Source organism: Tunturiibacter empetritectus (genome assembly GCF_013410875.1).
GTDB classification, from domain to species: domain Bacteria; phylum Acidobacteriota; class Terriglobia; order Terriglobales; family Acidobacteriaceae; genus Edaphobacter; species Edaphobacter empetritectus.
On the sequence record NZ_JACCCU010000003.1, the window covers coordinates 739,218 to 759,036 of the forward strand.

Below are 19,819 nucleotides of genomic sequence, written 5' to 3' on the forward strand. Positions count from 1 at the left end.
CGATGAATTTTTCGGATCGGGTGTTATGAGTGCGAGTGCAGCCAGTGCGTTGGACTTCTCCGGGCCAGAGCGGCCGGGGGCTGTGGGGTGGAGACGGCGGACGCTGCTTGATTTAGTCGTGGGGTATGGGCTGATCCTGATTGTGATCTGGACTCCGGCGCCGCTGCGGACCGTACTTTATTTCGTGACACTGGGGTGGATCGGGTACGCAACGTGGAGCTCCTTTAGCGGTTGGGATGCGATGGGAGTGCGGGTCGCTGGATTCTCCCGTTCGATGTGGGTGGTGGGGATTGCTCTTTGTCTTGCGGCAGGAGCGGTGGTCTTTGCGTTGCAGGAGCAGACGCTGCATGGGCCGCATAGCGTGCTGCGGTTGGTGCAGGGTTTTTGGGGCTATACGGTCTGGTCATTCTTTCAGCAGTTTCTGTTGAACGATTTTGTGATGCGGCGGTTGTTGAAGCTGACCAATGATCGTCGGGTTGCGGTGATTGGGGCGGCGGGGCTCTTTGCGCTGGCGCATCTGCCGAATCCGGTGTTGACGGTGATGACGCTGGTGTGGGGTGTCGTGGCTTGCCTGATCTTTTTGCGGTATCGCAACCTGTTTACGCTGGGGATGGCGCATGCGATTCTCGGGATCTGCGTTGCGGTGACTTTGCCGGCGTCGGTGCAGCACAATATGCGGGTGGGGCTGGGTTATCTGCGGTATCGGCCGCATGTGCGGCATCATCTGAACCAGATGGACCATAGGGTGTCGACGGTGGTGTGGGTGAGGGCTGAAGCTCCGACGCGGCGGTCCTGACGCCAGGCGCGGCCGTAGAAGATGCCGGCGATGGCGGCGAGCAGAACGTAGCGCCAGTTGAAGTGCAGAGCGCGCTTGTTGAAGTGGGAGAGGCCGAAGAGTGCGCTGGTGAGGAGCAGAGCTTGCGTGCGGCCCAGGCGGCGTTCGAGTAGATTTTGCAGCCAACCGCGAAAGAAGAGCTCTTCCGGGACTGCGATGAAGAGAAAGGTGAAGAGGTAGGCTCCGGCGAGTTGGGAGAGGCGCGGCCAATGTGGGTGGAAGTGGAGAAAGCTGAGGCTTAGACCTAGTGCGATGGCGATGGGGGTGAACAAGGCCCATTCGCGCAGGCCGATCGCGAAGTCGCGTAAGCGGATGCGCAGGTCGAAGCCGATGCCGCTTAATTCCCGAATAAATAGGAAGCCGTAGATGCCGGCGTTGAGCAGGATCATCTTGTTGAAGACGGCGAGATGGGGTGGCCATGCGGGCTCGAACCAGCGCAGGTCGACGGCAAGGCCGAGAGTGATGAGGACGAAGTAGTCTCGCCATGTGCCAGTTTGGTCTGGGTCGACCTGTTGGGCTTGATGCAGGAGGAGCGTGACGGCGATTGGGAGGAGGGCGTAGAGGGCGAACCAGTACCAATGAAAGCTCGATGCAGCGAGGCTTACGACGAGATAGGGGAGGCTCAGCGCTGAGGGTAGAGCGAGTCTGATGGAGGTGGGAAGACGGTGGATGCGTCGATGGAGGGCTTCGCCGAAGAAGGCTGCAGCGAGAAAGGGGATGAGGGTGAAGATGCCAGCGAAGATGTTGGCGGGGGTGAACATCTGCTGGGTTTCAGTATAGGGAGGAGATGGTGGCTTGGCTCATTTCTTCTGAGAAAGACCGGTCCTGCCGGACGGGCCCACTGCGCTTGCCACCCCACGAACGAAGACCTGTTCGTGGGGCCCCCGATTCGGGCGGTCACTTCGTGACTTGTATACCTTTTCTTGGCTGATTGGAATGCCTGGTCCTCCCTTTGGTCGGAGAGGACGATAAGAGCACTAATCAGCGCTCTTTGGTTTTAAGGCTTGTATTTGCGGGGTTTATGGTGATAAAAGCATCTTCCGGGCCTTTGTTTGCTTCCAATCCACTTGGAGAACCCTTTATGCCGCGTCCGTACTGGTCAGGTCAGATACAGATCTCACTCGTTTCGTTTGGAGTCAAGCTGTTTACGGCGACCGAGTCGAAGAGCGAGATTCGTTTTCATCAGCTTAGCCGGAAGACCGGGGAGCGGATCAAACACCAGAAGGTCTCTTCTGGCGATGAGGGCAAGGTGGAGAGCTCGGACATTGTGAAGGGTTATGAGTACCGCAAGGGCGAGTACGTCGTGGTCGAGCCGGAGGAGATCGAGCAGATTCGAATTCCTTCCAAGCATACGATTGAGGTGACGCAGTTTGTCGATGAAGGCGAGCTTGATCCTGAGTTCTTCGAGAAGCCCTATTTTGTGGTGCCGGAGAATGATGTTCAGGCGGAGGCGTTCGCGGTGGTTCGCAAGGCTCTGCAGACGACGAAGAAGATTGCGCTGGGGAAGATTGCGTTTAGTGGGCGCGAGCACCTGGTGGCGGTTTCGGCTGGGACCGACGACAAGCTGCCGGGCATGATGGCTTACACGATGCGGTATGCGGAGGAGTTGCGGGATCCCAAGGAGTTCTTTGAAGACATCAAGAAGGTGGCGGTGGATGAGGATCAACTGTCGCTGGCGAAGGAGTTGATCAAGCGCAAGGCGTCGAAGTTCGAGCCGGAGAAGTTCAAGGATGAGTACGAGGCGGCGTTGCGCGAGATGGTTGAGGCGAAGGTGAAGCATGCGCCGATTCCGAAGGATGATCCTGCGCCAAAGTCTGGCAAGGTGATCAATTTGATGGATGCTCTGCGGAAGAGCGTGCAGAGTGATGAAGCGCCTGCGGCGAAGAAGAAGGCTCCGGCGAGAGCGACTGCTGCGGAGGCGCAGAAGGGCATCGAGCTGGTGAAGCCTGCGAAGGCATCCAAACCGCGTAAGTCGGCGTAGGGTGCGCCATGGCTACGAGGAAGAGAGCCAAGACGAAGTCGGCGGTGTCTGCTGCTGATGCCGTGGATGAGCAGCTTGGACTCTATCGCTCGATGCGGGACTTCGAGGTTACGGGGGAGCCTAGCGGATCGGCGAAGAAGAAGTTCTTTAACGATCAGCCTCTGCCCTTCGTGATTCAGAAGCATGCGGCGACGCGGCTGCACTACGATTTTCGGCTTGGGTGGAATGGGGTGCTGAAGAGCTGGGCGGTGGCGAAGGGGCCGAGTTACGTCACGGCAGATAAGCGGCTGGCGGTTCAGGTGGAAGATCATCCGATCGACTATGGGGGCTTTGAGGGGATTATTCCGAAGGGCCAGTATGGTGGCGGCACGGTGATGGTGTGGGATCAGGGGACGTGGGAGCCTCAGGCTGGGCATACCGATGTGGATGAGGGGCTGCGGACGGGGTCGCTGAAGTTCATTTTGCATGGGACGAAGATGAAGGGGAAGTGGGCGCTGATTCGCATGGGGGGGAAGGCCGCGAATGAGAGTAAGCCGAACTGGTTGCTGATCAAAGAGCATGATGATTTCGAGCGCACGAAGGACGACGCGGCTGTGACGGACAAAGAGCCGGATAGTGTGGTGACGGGGCGGAGTCTCGAGGAGATTGCACGGAACGAAGATCATGTCTGGAACTCGAAGGAGACGGCGAAGGGGAATGCGTGGTATCGGAAAGACGCTGGGGCTGCGAGTGCGAGGGAGATCGTCGCGGAGAAAGCTTCGCCTGAGCCGGCGTCTGCCGATAAGCCTGCTAAGGCTCGCAGGTCGAAGAGTGTTGCCTGGGAGTTGAAGGTGCCGGAGGGTGCGCCGAAGGAAAGACTTCCGGAGTTTATTACGCCGGAGCTGGCGTTGCAGGCTACGACTCCGCCGAGCGGTACTGGATGGCTGCATGAGTTAAAGCTGGATGGCTATCGCATTCAGGCTCGCAAGGATGGCGACAAGGTTCAGCTACTGACTCGGACGGGGCTCGACTGGACGCATCGGATGAAGACGATTGCAGCTCTGGTGGGGAAGTTGCCGGTGGATCGGGTGATTCTTGATGGCGAGGTTGTGGTGCTGGCAGAGAACGGGACGACGAGCTTCGCGGATCTGCAGGCGGCGTTTCAGGAGGGGGTGAAGAAGCCGCTCAGTTACTTCGTGTTTGATCTGCTACATCTGAACGGGCATAACCTGCGGGGAGTGCCGCTGGCTGAGCGAAAGGGGCTGCTTGCTACGCTTCTAGAGGGCGACGGGGAGTTTCTGCGCTTCAATGAACATCTGGAGTCGGACGGGCTGGTGATCTTTGAAAAGGCTTGCGAGATGCATGTCGAGGGGATCGTCTCCAAACGCGCTGCCAGCAAATACTCGAGTGGTCGAGGGGGAAGTTGGCTGAAGGTGAAGTGCGTTCATGAGCAGGAGTTTGTGATCGGCGGGTTTACCTTGCCTTCGAATGGGACGCACGGAGTTGGGGCTCTGCTGCTGGGGTACTACGACGGCGGGAAGCTGATCTATGCGGGGAGGACTGGAACGGGTTTCACGCAGAAGACCCATCGTGTGCTGCGCAATCAGTTGGAAGAGCTGCGTGAGAAGGAGAATCCGTTTGAGAATTCTCCGGCTGAGGCACGTCGGGGAGCGAACTGGGTGAGGCCGGAGCTGGTGGCCCAGGTGAACTTTGCGACGTGGACTGCGGACAACCTGGTACGGCAGGCTTCGTTCAAAGGGCTGCGAGAGGATAAGCCTGCGAACGAGGTACGACGGGAGGAGTTGACAGTCGCGGCCAGAGTGCGCGGGACGAAGAGCGCTTCCCATACTGCGTCGGTAGCGATTGCGGCGAAGACTGCTTCTGCAGAGACGGCTCCTGCTCCAGCGAAGATGTCTGCCGCTAAGGCGACTGCTGCGAAGACAACTCCAACGAAGGCTGCGGCCGCGAAGAGTTCGGCTGTGAAGGATTCGAAGAAAGCGGCCTTGGAGTCTGCGCCGGTGCGGTTGACGCATCCTGAGAAGGTTTTGGATGTGGAGACGCAGCTTACGAAGCAGCAACTAGCTGACTATTACTGGGCGATTGCGCCGCATATGCTGCCGTATATCGAGGGCCGTCCGGTGTCGCTGGTGCGTTGTCCGGATGGAAGTGAGAAGCCGTGTTTTTATCAGAAGCATGTGAACGCGATGCTGCCGCCGGGGATTACGGCGGTGGACGTGCCGGATAAGAAGACGGGGAAGATGGACCCGTACATTACGCTTTCGACGTCGGAGGCGCTGGCGGGGCTTGCGCAGATGGGCGTGCTGGAGGTGCATCCGTGGGGGTCGCGCAATGACGATCTTGAGCACCCGGATCGGATCATCATCGATCTTGATCCGGATGCTGCGATTGCGTGGCCGAGGCTGGCTGATAGTGCTGGCGAGGTTCGTAGAGAGCTCAAGGAGCTTGGGCTGGAGAGCTTTTTGAAGAGCACGGGAGGCAAGGGGCTGCATGTGGTAATTCCCTTTGAGCCTGAATACGACTGGGCGGTGATCAAGCAGTTTGCTCATGCGTTTGTGCTGAAGATGGAGAAGGATCAGCCGGGCCAGTATCTGACGAAGATGAGCAAGGCGGCGCGGAGGGACAGGATCTTTCTGGATTACCTGCGAAATGAACGCGGGGCGACGGCGGTGGCGGCTTTCTCTCCTCGGGCGCGTGCGGGAGCGGCGGTTTCGCTTCCGCTGGACTGGAGTGAGTTGAAGTCGGCGGAGCGGACGGCGGTTCGGGTTGCGGATTTCGAACAGTGGCGCGGGCGGTTGAGTCGCGATCCGTGGAAGCAGTTTTCCGAGCTGCGGCAGCGGATCACGCCGAAGATGTTGGAGGCTTTGAAGATATCTCAGGGGGCGTGAGTGTCGGCTCACCCGGAATCCCTGTTCGATAATGGACAGTTTGTTTCGATTGCGGACGAGGGGCGTTGCGCGGTTCGTTCTAAGTGATTGAAAGCATTTGATGAAGAATGGCCTTGCGGTTGCACTTAGACTCGGCGCAATGGATATCTCCAGACCAGATATAAAGCAGAAGAAGATGCGTCGGCAGTGGATCGCGGGTGGCTGCGCCGTGGTGGTGCTTGCGGCGATTGGTTTTTTTGTGACGCGGTTGAAGCCTGCGGCGCCTGAGGTCGATCGGGCTACCGTGTGGACCGACACGGTGAAGCGTGGGCCGCTGCTGCGGCAGGTGCGTGGGCCGGGTTCGCTGGTTCCGCGGGAAGACAAGATTCGACTGATTCCCTCGGAGACCGAGGCGACGGTGGTGCGGATTCGGGTGCTGCCAGGCGCAAAGGTTGAGCCGGACACGATTCTGATGGACCTGGTCGATCCGCAGCTGCAGCAGGAGTTGCTGGACGCGCAGCTGCAGATGAAGGGCGCAGAGGCGGACTACATCAATACGCGGGCGAAGGTGCAGAGCGATCTGATGGACCAGAAGGCCGCGGCGGCGACGGTGGGAGCGGATCATAATCAGGCTCAGCTGCAGGCGCAGACGGATAAGTCGTTGTTTGACCTGGGCGTGATCAGCGGGTTGACCTACAGCGCGTCGAAGGGCAAGGCCGATGAGCTGACGACGCGGAACGATCTTGAGAAGCAGCGGCTTACGTTGAATGAGAAGGCGATTGAGACGCAGCTTGCAGTGCAGCAGACCAAGGTGGATCAGGCGAAGGCACTGCTTGGGTTGAAGCAGAAGCAGCTGGATGCGTTGAGCGTGCGGGCGGGGATCAGCGGTGTGCTGGTGGAGTTGCCGCACCAGGTGGGCGAGCATGTCGCTCCGGGAACGACGCTGGCAAAGGTGGTGCAGCCGGACCAGTTGAAGGCGAGTTTGAAGATTGCGGAGACGCAGGCGCGCGATATTCAGATTGGGCAGCCGGCTGAGGTGGATACGCATAACGGCGTGATCAACGGCAAGGTGATGCGAATTGATCCGGGGGTATTGAACGGAACGGTGACGGTTGACGTAGAGCTTGCTGGCGCTCTGCCGCAGGGCGCTCGACCGGACTTGAGTGTTGACGGAACGATCGACCTGGATCGGATGACGGACGTGCTGTATGTGGGACGTCCGGCGTTTGGGAATGAGAACAGCACGATCAGTTTGTTCAAGCTGGGACCGGACGGGAAGACGGCGGTAAGGGTTCCTGTGAAAGTTGGACGGGCCTCGGTAAACAGCATTCAGGTGCTGGAAGGGTTGCAGGATGGCGATACGGTGATTCTGTCGGACATGAGCCGGTGGGATAACACGGATCGGATTCGCTTGAATTAGACAGAGCCCAGGCGACGGCCGGGATAAAGGAGAGCAGGAATGGCGATGGACACGATGATTCAGATTGAGGACTTGAAGAAGATCTTTTATACGGACGAGATTGAGACGCATGCGCTGTCGGGCGTGCATTTGAATATCAATCGCGGGGAGTATGTGGCGATGTCCGGGCCGTCGGGGTGCGGGAAATCTACGCTGCTGTCGATCATCGGGTTGCTGGATACGCCGACTGGCGGACGGTATACGTTGAATGGCAAGGAAGTTGCCAACCTGAACTTTGCGGATCGCTCGCGGATTCGGAACCAGGAGATCGGGTTTATCTTTCAGAGCTTTAATCTGATTGGGGACCTGACGGTTGCGGAGAATGTGGAGCTGCCGTTGACCTACCGTGCGGGAATGCCGGCGACGGAGCGGAAGAAGAGAGTGCAGGAGTCGCTTGAGCGCGTGAACATGGCGCACCGGATGCGGCACTATCCGGCGCAGCTCTCGGGTGGTCAGCAGCAGAGGGTGGCGGTGGCTAGAGCTTTGGCGGGTTCACCATCGATTCTGCTGGCTGACGAGCCTACAGGAAATCTTGATTCGAAGAATGGCGAGGCTGTGATGAAGCTGTTGCAGGAGCTTCATGCAGAGGGCGCGACGATTTGTATGGTGACGCACGATCCGCGGTTCGCAGCACATGCGGAGCGGCAGGTGCACCTGTTTGACGGCAAGGTAGTGGCGGAGGGTGAGCTGAATCGGCTGTTAGCGGAGGTAGAGGGATGATGGCGCTGATCGAGGACATGAGGCTGTTTCTCAAGCAGATGTGCGGGGCGGTTGGAATGTCGGGAACGGCGGCTAACGTGGTGCCGGTGGTTCTGCTTGGCATTGCGTTGAACGTTGCTGCTCTAGGCCTGGTGGCGAGTGTGCGGACAGCGAGGCAGCCGGTATGCCAGAGGACGACGCTGCGAGCCGCGGCGCAGACGGAGTGGAAGGTAGTGCGGACAGTGGTTTCGACCGTGAAGGCGATTGGACAGGCGCAGCGTAGAGTGTGTGCGGCGAGCGACTGGGTTGAGAGCCTTTAGCAAGAGGGCTGGAGTGGCGAGGTCGGAGCGCGTGTTTGGCGTACCGCTGCTGTGAGTTGCAGAGCTTTACTCGATGAGCTATTTCGCGGCTTCGGGCAGGTTGGTTTCTGGTCATCAAGGCGGTGCGACAACGAAGGCGCTGACTGCGAGTCGCCGATTTAATGTGCGCAATGGAATGGAGCAAGGATGAGCGGGATCATGCAGGATGTGAAGTATGCGCTGCGACAGTTGCGAAAGGCGCCGGGATTTACTTTGACAGCAGTTCTGACGCTTGCCCTTGGGATCGGCGCGAACTCCGCGATCTTTACGCTGGTGCATGCGGTGCTGCTGCAGAATCTTCCCGTTAGCGATCCGAAGGCGCTGGTGCGTCTGGGCGATAAAGATGATTGCTGCGTGATGGGAGGACGGCCCGAGAACGAAGACTACTCTGTATTTTCCTACGATTCGTATAAACACCTGCGTGATAGTACGCCTGAGTTTGAGCAACTGGCGGCGATGCAGGCGGGTGTAGGTCAGGGTACCCTCACAGCACAGCGGGGATCGGGCAGCAACTTGTCGAAGGCCTCCTCCGGTGAGTTGGTCTCGGGGAACTACTTTCAAACTTTTGGCCTGCGGCCTTTTGTAGGGCGGCTTTTGCTGCCGTCCGACGATGTGCCGGGAGCGCCGATGGCTGCGGTGTTGAGCTACAGGGCATGGCAGCGTGATTATGCTATGGATCCGTCCGTGGTGGGCAGCACCTTCCAATTGAATACGCATCCTGTGACGGTGGTGGGAGTTACGCCACCATCTTTTTACGGCGATCGGATGACTGATACGCCGCCTGATTTTTATCTTCCATTGGCGATGGATCCGATTCTCGATCCGGGTGCGTTGCTGAATCGTCCCGAGATTAGCTGGCTCTATGTCCTTGGCCGCGTTAAGCCTGGTACGCAGATGGGACCACTGCAAGAGAAGATGAGCGGGATGTTGCGTGACTGGCTGGTTCCGCTAAAGTCCTATCAGAACGCGGACGGAAAGAAGGCTCTGCCGAAGACGCACCTGGTTTTGACGCCAGGTGGAGTGGGGATTGCGAATATGCAGACGGAGTACAGAAGCGGATTGGAGCTTCTGATGGGGATCTCCGGATTGGTGCTGCTGATTGCCTGTGCGAATATTGCGAATTTGGTTCTGGTGCGTGGAATGGCGCGCCGGGCTGAGACCTCGATTCGGATGGCGCTTGGTGCGGCGCGAAAGAGAATCATTCGCCAGATGCTGACCGAGAGTGTGGTGCTGGCGTGCCTGGGAGGTGTGGCTGGACTTGTTGTGTCGTATGCAGGGACGCGGATGCTGTTGGCGCTGGCGTTTCCTGATTCACCGGGTCTGCCGATTCATGCGAGTCCCTCGCTGCCGATGCTGGGATTTGCATTTGGCTTGTCGCTGTTGACTGGGTTGATCTTTGGGATTGCGCCGGCATGGATTACCTCTCACTCGGAGCCTGCGGAATCTCTTCGCGGCGCGAACCGGTCGACGAGGGACAGCGCTTCTCTGCTGCAGCGGTCGCTGGTGGTGACGCAGGCTGCGTTGTCGCTGGTGTTGCTTGTGGGCGCTGGTCTGTTGACGAGAAGTCTGAATAAGCTCGAGCATCAAAATTTTGGATTGCAGACAGAGAATCGCGTGGTAATCCATATCAGTCCGGATAATGCGGGTTATAAACCGGATCAGTTGCAGGCTCTCTATGGAGAGATACAGGAACGCTTCCGGGCGTTGCCGGGAGTCGAACGGGTGGGGTTGTCGCTTTACACTCCGCTTGAAGGAGATAACTGGGGCGAGGGTGTAACGATACAGGGACGTCCTGAGCCTGGACGGAACGATCACGTTGGCGCATCGTGGGACCGTGTGACGCCGGATTTCTTCCAGGTGATCGGGCAACAGGTTTTGCGTGGGCGCGGAATTACTGATCAAGATACCGGGACTTCGCCGATGGTGGCCGTTGTGAATGAGACGTTCGTGAAGAAGTTCTTTCCGAATGGGGAAGACCCGATTGGCATTCACTTCGGCTTGGACGGTGTGAAGAGTGCGGGGGAGATAGAGATTGTCGGCGTGGTGTCAGATGTGAAGTATGTGGATCCGCGTGAGGCTGTTCGGCCTATGTATTTTCGGCCGTTTTTGCAACATGCTCCACTGTCTGACAATCAGGATGTGAGGTCGCTCTTCGCAGGGGCGATCATGCTGCAGATGCGTGGCCCTTCGGAGGGATTGGAGGCGCAGGTGCGACGGACACTTGCGAATATCAATCCGAATCTGACCGTGGTTAACTTCAATACCTTCGGCGGTCAGATTGAGGGCCAGTTTAATCAGGATAAGTTGATTGCGCGGCTGACGCTGCTGTTTGGCGTGTTAGCGCTGGTGCTGGCTTCGGTCGGTCTGTATGGTGTGACGGCTTATACGGTTGCGCGGCGAACGCCTGAGATTGGGATACGGATGGCACTAGGCGCTGGACGCGGCAGCGTGGTGAGCATGGTGTTGCGTGAGGCCATGTTGCAGGCCGGGATTGGGCTTGCCATCGGATTGCCTGTTGCGTTGTTGTGCGTGCGCTTTTTGAAGACGCAACTGTATGGAACGGGCGGGCAGGATCCTCTGGTCCTTGCGGGAGCGGTTTTAGTGCTGATCGTTTCTGCATGCGTTGCGGGGCTTATCCCGGCGCGGCGTGCGGCTTCGACTGATCCGGTCAAAGCGTTGAGGACGGAGTAACAGAGAGACGCGACTATCGCGATTTGAGCCAACAGAAGTTTGTCGATGGAGCAAAGAATGATTGAGTTGAAACAGCTGGAGCGTAGTTATAAGACGGGTCACACCGAGACGTGGGTTCTGCGACGAATCAATCTCACCATCCGAGAAGGTGAATTTGTAACCGTGATGGGTCCGTCTGGAGCGGGCAAGTCTTCGCTGTTGAATGTGTTGGCGATGCTGGACGATCAATGGAGGGGAGAGTTTTACTTTGCAGGCGATGCTGTTCATGCGATGAATCGCAAACAGAGGGCCGAACTGGCACGGCGACGAATTGGGATGGTGTTTCAGAGCTATCACCTGCTGGATGATCTGACGGTGGCGGAGAATATCGATCTGCCGCTGTCTTACAAAGACATTCCGAAGTTGGAGCGGCAGGCACTCGTTGCGGATACTTTGGACCGCTTCAACATTGTGGGGAAGAAGGATCTGTTTCCGAACCAGCTCTCTGGCGGGCAACAGCAGTTGGTGGGCATTGCGCGAGCAGTGATTCACAAGCCGGATCTTTTACTGGCCGATGAGCCGACGGGGAATCTGCACTCGGAGCAGGCCAAGGAGATTATGCAGTTGTTTCGCAGATTGAATGAAGAGGGAACGACAGTGGTGCAGGTGACGCATTCGGAGACAAACGCAGAGTATGGCTCGCGGACGATTGAGTTGCGAGATGGATGGCTCTCTAGAGATACGGCGGGACTTGTAGCGGCTGAAGGAACGGGGGTACGGGCGTGAGAGGAAGTTCTTCACTGCTGCGGTGCTTCGGCCTGGTTGTGTTGCTGGAGATGCCTTTGCTGGCGCAGGTGCAACAGGCTACTGTGGCCCAGACCCCAGCGCCGGCGCAACCTGCGTTGCGGCTGGATATTCCGCACTCTGATAACCCGCTGAATACGTACCGGGCTTCCCTGGTGCCGAAGCCGAATCTGGCGAACTCGCCACGGATCGACGCGCTGGTGAAGGACGGAGTTCTTGAGCTGAGTTTGAAGGATGCGATCTCACTGGCTCTGGAGAACAATCTTGACCTTGCGATTGCTCGATACAACATTCCAATTGCTGCTGCGGACGTTTTGCGCACGCAGGCGGGCGGATCGTTTCGCGGAGTCAACACGGGGGTGGTGCAGAATACTCCGGGAGGCGGTGTAGGTGGCTTTGGCTCAGGCTCGAGTGGGGCTGGCGCTGGTGGCACCTCGGGAGGCGCTGGTGGTGCTGGCTCGGGTGCATCGGGCCTTGTCTCGTCGACGCTTGGTGCGGGTACGAACGTCTCCTCGTATGATCCTGCGATCACGGGAACGTTTAGTATCGAGCATTATGCGCAGCCGTTGTCGAATACGATCGTGTATGGAGTTCCGCAGCTCCAGCAGAATACGACGACGGGAAATGTTGGGTATGCTCAGGCTTTTCCTACGGGGACTTCAATCTCGGCGGTCTTCGATAATAGTCGCGGAACGACGAACAGTCCGGAGAGCTTTCTCAATCCTAACCTGAACTCTTACTACCACTTTGCGATTCAGCAGCAGCTGCTTGCGGGCTTTGGACTTGGGCCGAACCTGCGGTTTTTGCGGATCGCCAAAAACAATCAGCGGATTTCGGATGAGGCGTTCAAGTTGCAAGTCGTGACGACGGTGACCCAGATTGCGAATATGTACTGGGATCTGGTGGCCGCGTACGAAGATGAAGGCGTCAAGAGCCGCTCGCTTGAGTTTGCCCGCCAGGCGCTGGAGAGTGGGCGCAAGCAGCTGGCGCTGCAAGCGATTCCTGCGATGGATGTGATGAAGGATGAAGCGGAAGAGGCTAGTCGAGAGCAGGATTTGACGATTGCGAAGACGACATTGCAGTTTCAGGAGTTGCTGATCAAGAATGCGCTGACGAAGAATCTGGACGATCCGATTCTGGAGGCGATGCCGGTGCGGCCGACCGATCAGAGCGCGATGGCGGACACGACTCCGCAGGGACCGACGGAAGATATGGCGGCGCGGGCGCTGAAGGATCGGCTGGAGTTGGGGGAGTCTGATATTGATCTTGAGAACAGACGACTGAGCCGGGATGCGGCGCGTAACGCTTTGCTGCCTACGGTTGCATTGACTGCCTACTACGGCGGCTCGGGTCTGGCTGGGTTGCAAAATCCTGCGTCGGGCACGATCTCAACTAAGCCCCTTGACTTTGGCGGAGCGGTGCAGACGGCTTTTAATAACAGCGCTCCTGACTATTATGTCGGGCTGACGGTTAATATTCCTCTGCGAAATCGAGTGGCGAAGTCGGACCAGTATCGCGCGGAGCTGGAGACGAGGCAGTCGGAGCTGAGGTTGCAGCAGTTGAAGAAGCAGATTCGGATTGAAGTTCGAAACGCGCAATATGCGCTGGAGCAGAGTGAGGCGCGGGTAGTTTCGGCGCGCAAAGGACGCGATCTGGCACAGAAGACCTTCGACATCACCGCCAAAGAGCAAGAGCTGGGTGCGGGGTCAAACTATCAGACTCTCACGGCGCGGCGCGATCTGGCAGCGGCGGAGTCTACACTGGTCGCGGCGATGACAGCGTATCAAAAGGCTAAGATTGAAGTGGATCGCGCCGTCGGCTCGACATTAGAAGCAAATGATATTTCGATAGAATCGGCGAAGACGGGTATAGCCCCGAGTGGGCAGTAGCGCAGGAGCAGGACATCATGTTGGCGGAGCGGATGGATAAGAAGGAGTCGGGTGCGGAAGATGCGGAGGCGTCGTGCAGGCTCCTGATTGCAGATGACCAGCCACATATTCTGGAGGCGCTGCGGCTGCTGCTGAAGCCGGAGGGGTACCAGTTGGAGATGGTGCGAACGCCTGCGCTGGTGCTGGACGCGCTTGCGCATGAGAGCTTCGACGGCGTGTTGATCGATCTGAACTACACGCGGGATACGACCTCGGGCCAGGAGGGTTTGGATCTCGTGACGCGGGTGAAGGAGATCGATGCGCAGCTGCCGGTAGTTGTGATGACGGCGTGGGGCAATATCGATCTTGCGGTGGAGGCGATGCGGCGCGGCGCGGGAGACTTCATTCAGAAGCCGTGGGAGAATGCGCGGTTGCTGAGTATTTTGCGGACGCAGATGGAGTTGCACCGGAGTCAGAAAAAAATGCGGTGGCTCGAGGCGGAGAATCGCATTCTGCGTGCTCCCGGGGCGCCGGACTTCATCGCTGCGGCGGCTTCGATGAGGCCAGTGCTGGAGACGATGGCGCGGGTCGGTCCGTCGGACGCAAACGTGTTGATAACTGGGGAGCATGGCACGGGGAAGGAGGTTGTGGCACAGACGCTGCATCGCTTGTCCTCGCGTGCAGAGCGAACGCTGGTGGCGGTGAATACAGGGGCGCTGCCTGAGGGAACCTTCGAGAGCGAGTTGTTCGGCCATGTGAGAGGGGCTTTCACCGATGCTCGAACGGACCGCATCGGGCGATTCGAATTGGCGAGCGGCGGGACGCTTTTTCTTGATGAGATTGCGAATATTCCGGTGCGGCAGCAGGCGAAGTTGTTGCGCGTGCTTGAGACCGGTGAACTGGAACGGGTGGGCTCTTCGAAGACGCAGAAGGTGGATGTGCGGATGCTTTCTGCGACTAATGCGGATCTACGAGCGGAGTGTGCGGCTGGACGCTTTCGGGAGGATCTGTTGTTTCGGTTGAACACGGTCGAGATTAGTCTGCCGCCGTTGCGGGAGCGGCGTGAGGATATTCCGGCGTTGGCGGGGCACTTTATGGCGCGATACGCTGAACGATATCGAAGGCAGATTCAGGGTCTGGAGCCAGCCACGCTTCAGATGATGTTGCAGTATGGGTGGCCCGGCAACGTGCGCGAGTTGGATCACACGATTGAACGGGCGGTCTTGATGGCTCGGGGGACGCTGATTGAGCCCGCGGATCTAGGACTGAATACGCAACAGCGGGGCTCGGCGCAGAGCATGGATGATATGAGCCTTGAGGCGGTTGAGGCAATTCTGATTCGCAAGGCGCTTGCCCGCGCAGGTGGTAATGTGAGCCATGCGGCCGATGCGCTTGGATTGAGCAGGGGAGCGCTTTATCGCCGTATCGAAAAGTATGGTCTCTGAAGATCCAGACGGGAAGAGATCCAGCGGCAACTCGAGGCTGACCCGCATGCCGCTGGGGCGATCGGGGCGGCGAGTGAGCTTCGAGAAGCGATTGCGCCTTTGGCTTTGCCTTCCCGGGCTGCCGATGCTGGTGTTGTGCTGGCTTCCGTTGCGGCATCATTCGGTGGATGTTCTTCTGCAAAGTATCGTTCTGCTGAGTCTTGCGCTGGGATGGATCTTTGCGGTCTCCGTTTTAATGGAGCAGATTGTTCGTCCGCTGCAGACGCTGGCGAACGTCGTGGCTGCGTTGCGCGAGGACGACTTTTCTTTCCGGGCTCGCGGAGGGCAGAGAAACGACGCTATGGGGGATTTGGCGCTTGAGATCAATCGTCTCGCGGGAATGCTGCAGGGGCAACGTGCAAGCGCGTTAGAAGCAATGGCGTTGGTGGAACGCGTTATGGAGTCAATGCAGTCGCCGGTGCTCGCGTTTGATCCCGAGGGTCGATTGAAGTTGCTGAACGCCGCAGGGGAGCATGCGTTTGGGTTGCAGGTTCAGACGGCGCTCGGTCACTCGGCTGTGGGGTTGAAGTTGGACCAGCTGCTTGATGTAGCGGACGAAGAGGTCATGTCGCTGGGTAGCGGGCAACAGTCGGTGCGATGGGTGGTGAAGAGGACTGGCTTCCGGCTGCGCGGCGTGCCGCATACGTTGTTTGTGCTGTCGGATGTGAGCGCTGCTTTGCGGGAGGAGGAGCGGATTGCGTGGGAGAGGTTGATTCGGGTGCTGGGACACGAGATCAATAATTCGCTGACGCCTATCAAGTCGATTGCGGGGAGTCTGCGTGGCCGTCTTGCGGCTTTGGGGAGTGCATCTGGCGAGAGTGCTGATTTTGAGAGGGGCCTCGAGGTTATCGAGAATCGCTCCGAGTCGCTGAACCGGTTTCTGCAGGCGTACCGTCAGTTGATGGGCCTGCCGGCACCGCGGCTGGCCCCGGTCTCTGTGGCGACTTTGGCGCAGAGGGCGGCATTACTGGAGAGGCGAGTTGCAGTGACGGTGGAAAGTGCGGCAGAGGTTGTCGTGCAGGTGGATGCCGATCATATCGAACAGGCGCTGATTAATCTGGTTCGCAACGCAGCCGATGCTGCGCTTAGTCCAGATCATGCTGGTGGAGGCGATCCCCATGTCAAGATCGTCTGGGCGACGGTTGGTTCGGAGGTTGTGATTGGGGTGGTGGACAATGGTCCTGGGCTGACGAACGCGGGCAATCTGTTTGTTCCGTTTTATACAACGAAGCCAGGGGGGACAGGGATCGGTCTGGTTCTCGCGCAACAGATTGCACAGGCGCATCGGGGATCGGTGCAGTTGGCTAACCGTACCGACGGTCACACGGGGTGCAGGGCCGACCTTCGGTTGCCGCTTGCCGGATGACGCTGGTCGAGGTTCCCTGCTCCTGGAGGTGCTGTATTGCTCTTTTAACGATGGTGGAAGGAAAGAAGGTATGCCAAAAGCTCGTTCGCCGTGCAAAATAGCACAGGATTAGAACGAGGTGAAGGATGGCTTGTAAGGTGGAAGAGCTGAGACAGATTCCTCTATTTGCGCTGCTCGACGAGGAGGAGATAGGGGTGCTGGCTGCACAGGTGGAGATCAAAAAGTTTGCAGCACGCCAACGCATCTACAAGCTGGGCGAACCTGGAAAACATGCTTATGTGATGATGTCTGGCGTGGTGCGGGTGACGACGGTGGATCGCGATCACCAGGAGGTGCTGGTGGATGAGCCGCATGATGGCGAGTTCTTCGGCTTTGCTTCGATGCTGGAGGATACGCCCCACCAGACGACGGCATTGGCGATCGAAGAGACGACCTGCGTTGAGGTGAGTCGTGACGATATCGCCGCGCTGCTGCAGCAGAAGCCTATGGCGGGGATGGACATGCTGACAGTAGTGAGCCGCCAATTTCATGCGTCCCAGGAGTTGGTGCGGCTTCGAGCCAATCGCAACTCGAATGATGTGATCGAAGAGGAGATGAGTTTTGGGGACCGCATAGCCGACACGGTCGCACGATTCGGTGGATCATGGACGTTTATCATCTTATTTGGAGCTGTGCTCCTGGTTTATGCTGCGGCGAACATCGTTCTAAGAGGCAGAGCATGGGATCCCTATCCGTTTATTTTGCTCAATCTGTTTCTGTCAATGCTGGCCGCCATCCAGGCTCCAGTGATTATGATGAGTCAGAATCGTCAGGACACGAAAGACCGGGTTCGCGGTGAGTTGGACTACGATGTGAATCTTCGTGCTGAGTCCGAGATTCAAAACCTGTCGGGCAAACTGAATATGCTGACGGAGAAGATCGGCGACGTTGACGATCTTTTGCGGGAGCACTTGAAGCTGAAGGAACACCTGCCTGGAAGATAGCAGCAGGGATAGATGGCGAATTTCGATTGCATGGGCTCTCGACGTATTAAGGCTCTGTTCCGAATCGGTCTGGTGGAGATCTGCTGGAGGAGAGCATAAGGTGCAGTCTTCGTGCAGGGGCCTTCGCTCGCGCAAATCCACGCACTTTAGCCCATTCCATTGCAGCAATCAACATGTCGAGCTAACTGTGCTTCAGTTCGCAGCGGATCTCTTTATCTGCTGGTACGACTCGTGCTGAATGGGTGATGGCAGATCAAATTTAAACCGCGAAGAGATGCAGTCTGAGGCCCTCCTTGTCGCCCTTACGGCGCATATGACTTCTTTATGGCCTTTCTACGTCTTCTTTATGTGCCGACTGCTTGAATGGTGATTGACGCGGGAGCTCGGAAACCTTCATGGCGTGCTGAGACGTGATCGATCTCCTGCGACGAATTTGCATGCAATAGCTTCAGTTGGAGGCAGGACTATGTGGGATTTGGGATGTGTCGCTGCCAGTGTCTTGTTTTTTCTGATTGCGATTGGCTATACGACGGGATGTGAACGGTTGGGGATGAAGGAGAAGCAGGGATGATCGAGACAACGCTGCTTGGCCTGGTAACCGTGCTGTTATTGATCTATCTGGTTTACGCGCTGCTGCGCCCCGAAAAGTTTTAGAGGAAGTAGTCATTATGACAGCGAACGGCTGGTTTCAGGTTTTCTTCTTTTTCTCATTGGTATTGGTATGTGCAAAGCCATTGGGTGTGTACATGGCTCGTGTCTTCGAGCACGAACACACTTGGGCGGATGTTATCTTTCGTCCGCTGGAGCGACTCGTCTATCGCCTGACGGGTATCGACGAAACGCGTGAGATGGCCTGGACCGAGTATGCGGTTGTCATGCTGCTCTTCAGTCTGGTCTCTATGCTGGCAACGTATGCGATAGAGCGGCTGCAGCAGTGGCTTCCCCTCAATCCTCAACACCTCGCAGCTGTGGCGCCTGATCTTGCGTTGAATACGGCGGCGTCTTTTACGACGAATACCAATTGGCAGTCCTATGTGCCTGAGACGACGATGAGCTATCTCACCCAGATGCTCACCCTTGCTTACCACAACTTTTTCTCCGCGGCTGTCGGAATGGCGTTGGCGGTTGCGCTGATCCGGGGCATTTCACGGCGCGAATCGAAGACTTTGGGAAATTTTTGGGTTGATGCAACGCGCGCGTCGTTGTGGGTTTTGCTTCCGGGCTGTCTGATCTATTCGCTTCTGCTGGTCTCGCAAGGCGTAGTGCAGAACTTTCGTCCCTATGATCAGGCAAAGCTCGTGCAGGCGCAGACGACAACTGTGACAGGCTCTGACGGCAAGACGACGACACAGACTGTGACGACGCAGAGCATTGCGCAGGGTCCGGTTGCTTCACAGGAAGCGATCAAGATGCTTGGGACAAATGGTGGCGGGTTCTTCAATACGAACAGCGCACATCCGTTCGAGAATCCAACGCCCTTCTCTAATTTGATGCAGATGTTTTCGATCTTCCTGATACCCGCTGGGTTGACAGTCACGCTGGGTCGAATGACGCGAGCACCGAAGCATGGCTGGGCAGTCTTTGCTGCGATGGCTGCGCTCTTTTTTGTTGGTGTCTTTGTGGCGTACTACGCGGAGGCGCAGACGAATCCACTCCTCCACTTAGTCGACCAGCATGTTTCGACGGCTCAGGCCGGCGGCAATATGGAAGGCAAGGAAGTACGGTTCGGCATCGCCAATTCTGCCTTGTTTGCGACAGTGACAACGGATGCAAGCTGCGGCGCTGTGAACGCGATGCACGATTCCTTCATGCCGCTCGGCGGTCTGGTTCCGATGGTCAACATCATGCTGGGTGAGGTGATCTTCGGGGGCGTCGGAGCTGGGCTCTATGGGATGTTGATCTTTGTTGTGCTGGCGGTATTTATAGCCGGACTGATGGTTGGGCGGACGCCTGAGTATCTCGGGAAAAAGATCGAATCGTATGACGTGAAGATGGCGATGCTGTATGTGCTGATCTTTCCGTTGTCGATCCTAGGATTTTCCGCGGTGTCATTGATGATGCCGCAACTGGGGCTCTCTTCGATCACCAACCCTGGACCTCATGGCCTTTCGCAAATTCTTTACGCTTACACCTCAGCGACGGGGAACAACGGTTCTGGGTTCGCAGGCATCAACGCGAATACGCATTGGTACAACTTGTCGCTGGCCGCAGCGATGTTGATCGGCCGGTTTCTGATGATCGTTCCGATGCTGGCGATTGCGGGCAGTTTGGCGAAGAAGAAGCTGGTTCCTCCATCACCCGGAACTTTTCCTGTGCATACGCCGCTATTCACTGTGCTTTTGGTGGGCGTCGTTCTTATCGTTGGCGCGCTTACTTTCTTTCCCGCTATCTCGCTCGGTCCTATTCTTGAGCACTTAATGATGCACGCTGGCAAAAGCTTCTAGTCC

General features: G+C 57.6%; 15 protein-coding genes. 14 read left to right on the forward strand and 1 reads right to left on the reverse strand.

Features of this window, described 5'->3' with window-relative positions:
* The first annotated feature begins 25 nt into the window (after positions 1-25).
* Positions 26-796, forward strand: a complete 771-nt coding sequence (locus tag HDF08_RS20910; RefSeq protein ID WP_179640574.1) for a CPBP family intramembrane glutamic endopeptidase — start codon at positions 26-28, stop codon at positions 794-796.
* Here HDF08_RS20910 and HDF08_RS20915 read toward each other — a convergent pair.
* Complete coding sequence (locus HDF08_RS20915) at positions 721-1,596, reverse strand: CPBP family intramembrane glutamic endopeptidase (protein WP_179640575.1); 876 nt, start codon at positions 1,594-1,596, stop codon at positions 721-723. The two genes, HDF08_RS20910 and HDF08_RS20915, sit on opposite strands and share 76 nt — an antisense overlap.
* 320 nt (positions 1,597-1,916) lie before the next feature.
* On the opposite strand from HDF08_RS20915, the gene ku reads away from it, so the two are divergent.
* The 13 genes from ku to kdpA all read left to right on the forward strand — a co-directional run bounded on the left by ku (position 1,917) and on the right by kdpA (position 19,816).
* Complete coding sequence (gene ku, locus HDF08_RS20920; RefSeq protein WP_179640576.1) at positions 1,917-2,816, forward strand: non-homologous end joining protein Ku; 900 nt, start codon at positions 1,917-1,919, stop codon at positions 2,814-2,816.
* Between the two features lie 8 nt (positions 2,817-2,824).
* Entirely contained in the window at positions 2,825-5,701 is a 2,877-nt protein-coding gene (gene ligD / locus HDF08_RS20925; RefSeq protein WP_179640577.1) for a DNA ligase D, read from the forward strand.
* A gap of 139 nt (positions 5,702-5,840) precedes the next feature.
* A complete protein-coding gene (locus HDF08_RS20930) occupies positions 5,841-7,100 on the forward strand; it encodes an efflux RND transporter periplasmic adaptor subunit (protein WP_179640666.1) in 1,260 nt (419 codons plus the stop codon).
* Between the two features lie 39 nt (positions 7,101-7,139).
* Positions 7,140-7,859, forward strand: a complete 720-nt coding sequence (locus HDF08_RS20935) for an ABC transporter ATP-binding protein (protein WP_179640578.1) — start codon at positions 7,140-7,142, stop codon at positions 7,857-7,859.
* A complete protein-coding gene (locus HDF08_RS20940) occupies positions 7,856-8,158 on the forward strand; it encodes a hypothetical protein (RefSeq protein ID WP_179640579.1) in 303 nt (100 codons plus the stop codon). Before HDF08_RS20935 ends, HDF08_RS20940 begins: the two co-directional genes overlap by 4 nt.
* A gap of 186 nt (positions 8,159-8,344) precedes the next feature.
* Positions 8,345-10,888, forward strand: coding sequence for an ABC transporter permease (locus HDF08_RS20945; protein ID WP_257031313.1), 2,544 nt, complete (start codon positions 8,345-8,347; stop codon positions 10,886-10,888).
* Between the two features lie 57 nt (positions 10,889-10,945).
* Positions 10,946-11,653 (forward strand): ABC transporter ATP-binding protein, encoded by a 708-nt coding sequence (locus HDF08_RS20950; RefSeq protein ID WP_179640580.1) that lies wholly within the window; start codon positions 10,946-10,948, stop codon positions 11,651-11,653.
* 50 nt (positions 11,654-11,703) lie between these two features.
* On the forward strand, positions 11,704-13,560 hold the full coding sequence (locus HDF08_RS20955; RefSeq protein WP_179640668.1) for a TolC family protein: 1,857 nt from the start codon (positions 11,704-11,706) through the stop codon (positions 13,558-13,560).
* 17 nt (positions 13,561-13,577) lie between these two features.
* Positions 13,578-14,984 (forward strand): sigma-54-dependent transcriptional regulator, encoded by a 1,407-nt coding sequence (locus HDF08_RS20960; protein ID WP_179640581.1) that lies wholly within the window; start codon positions 13,578-13,580, stop codon positions 14,982-14,984.
* Positions 14,985-15,030: 46 nt separating this feature from the next.
* A complete protein-coding gene (locus HDF08_RS20965; protein ID WP_179640582.1) occupies positions 15,031-16,389 on the forward strand; it encodes a sensor histidine kinase in 1,359 nt (452 codons plus the stop codon).
* A 125-nt stretch (positions 16,390-16,514) separates the two neighbouring features.
* Entirely contained in the window at positions 16,515-17,372 is an 858-nt protein-coding gene (locus tag HDF08_RS20970; protein WP_179640583.1) for a DUF1003 domain-containing protein, read from the forward strand.
* 567 nt (positions 17,373-17,939) lie between these two features.
* Positions 17,940-18,026 (forward strand): K(+)-transporting ATPase subunit F, encoded by an 87-nt coding sequence (gene kdpF / locus HDF08_RS22295; RefSeq protein ID WP_179640669.1) that lies wholly within the window; start codon positions 17,940-17,942, stop codon positions 18,024-18,026.
* Between the two features lie 14 nt (positions 18,027-18,040).
* Positions 18,041-19,816 (forward strand): potassium-transporting ATPase subunit KdpA, encoded by a 1,776-nt coding sequence (gene kdpA, locus HDF08_RS20980; RefSeq protein ID WP_179640584.1) that lies wholly within the window; start codon positions 18,041-18,043, stop codon positions 19,814-19,816.
* Positions 19,817-19,819 lie beyond the last annotated feature (3 nt).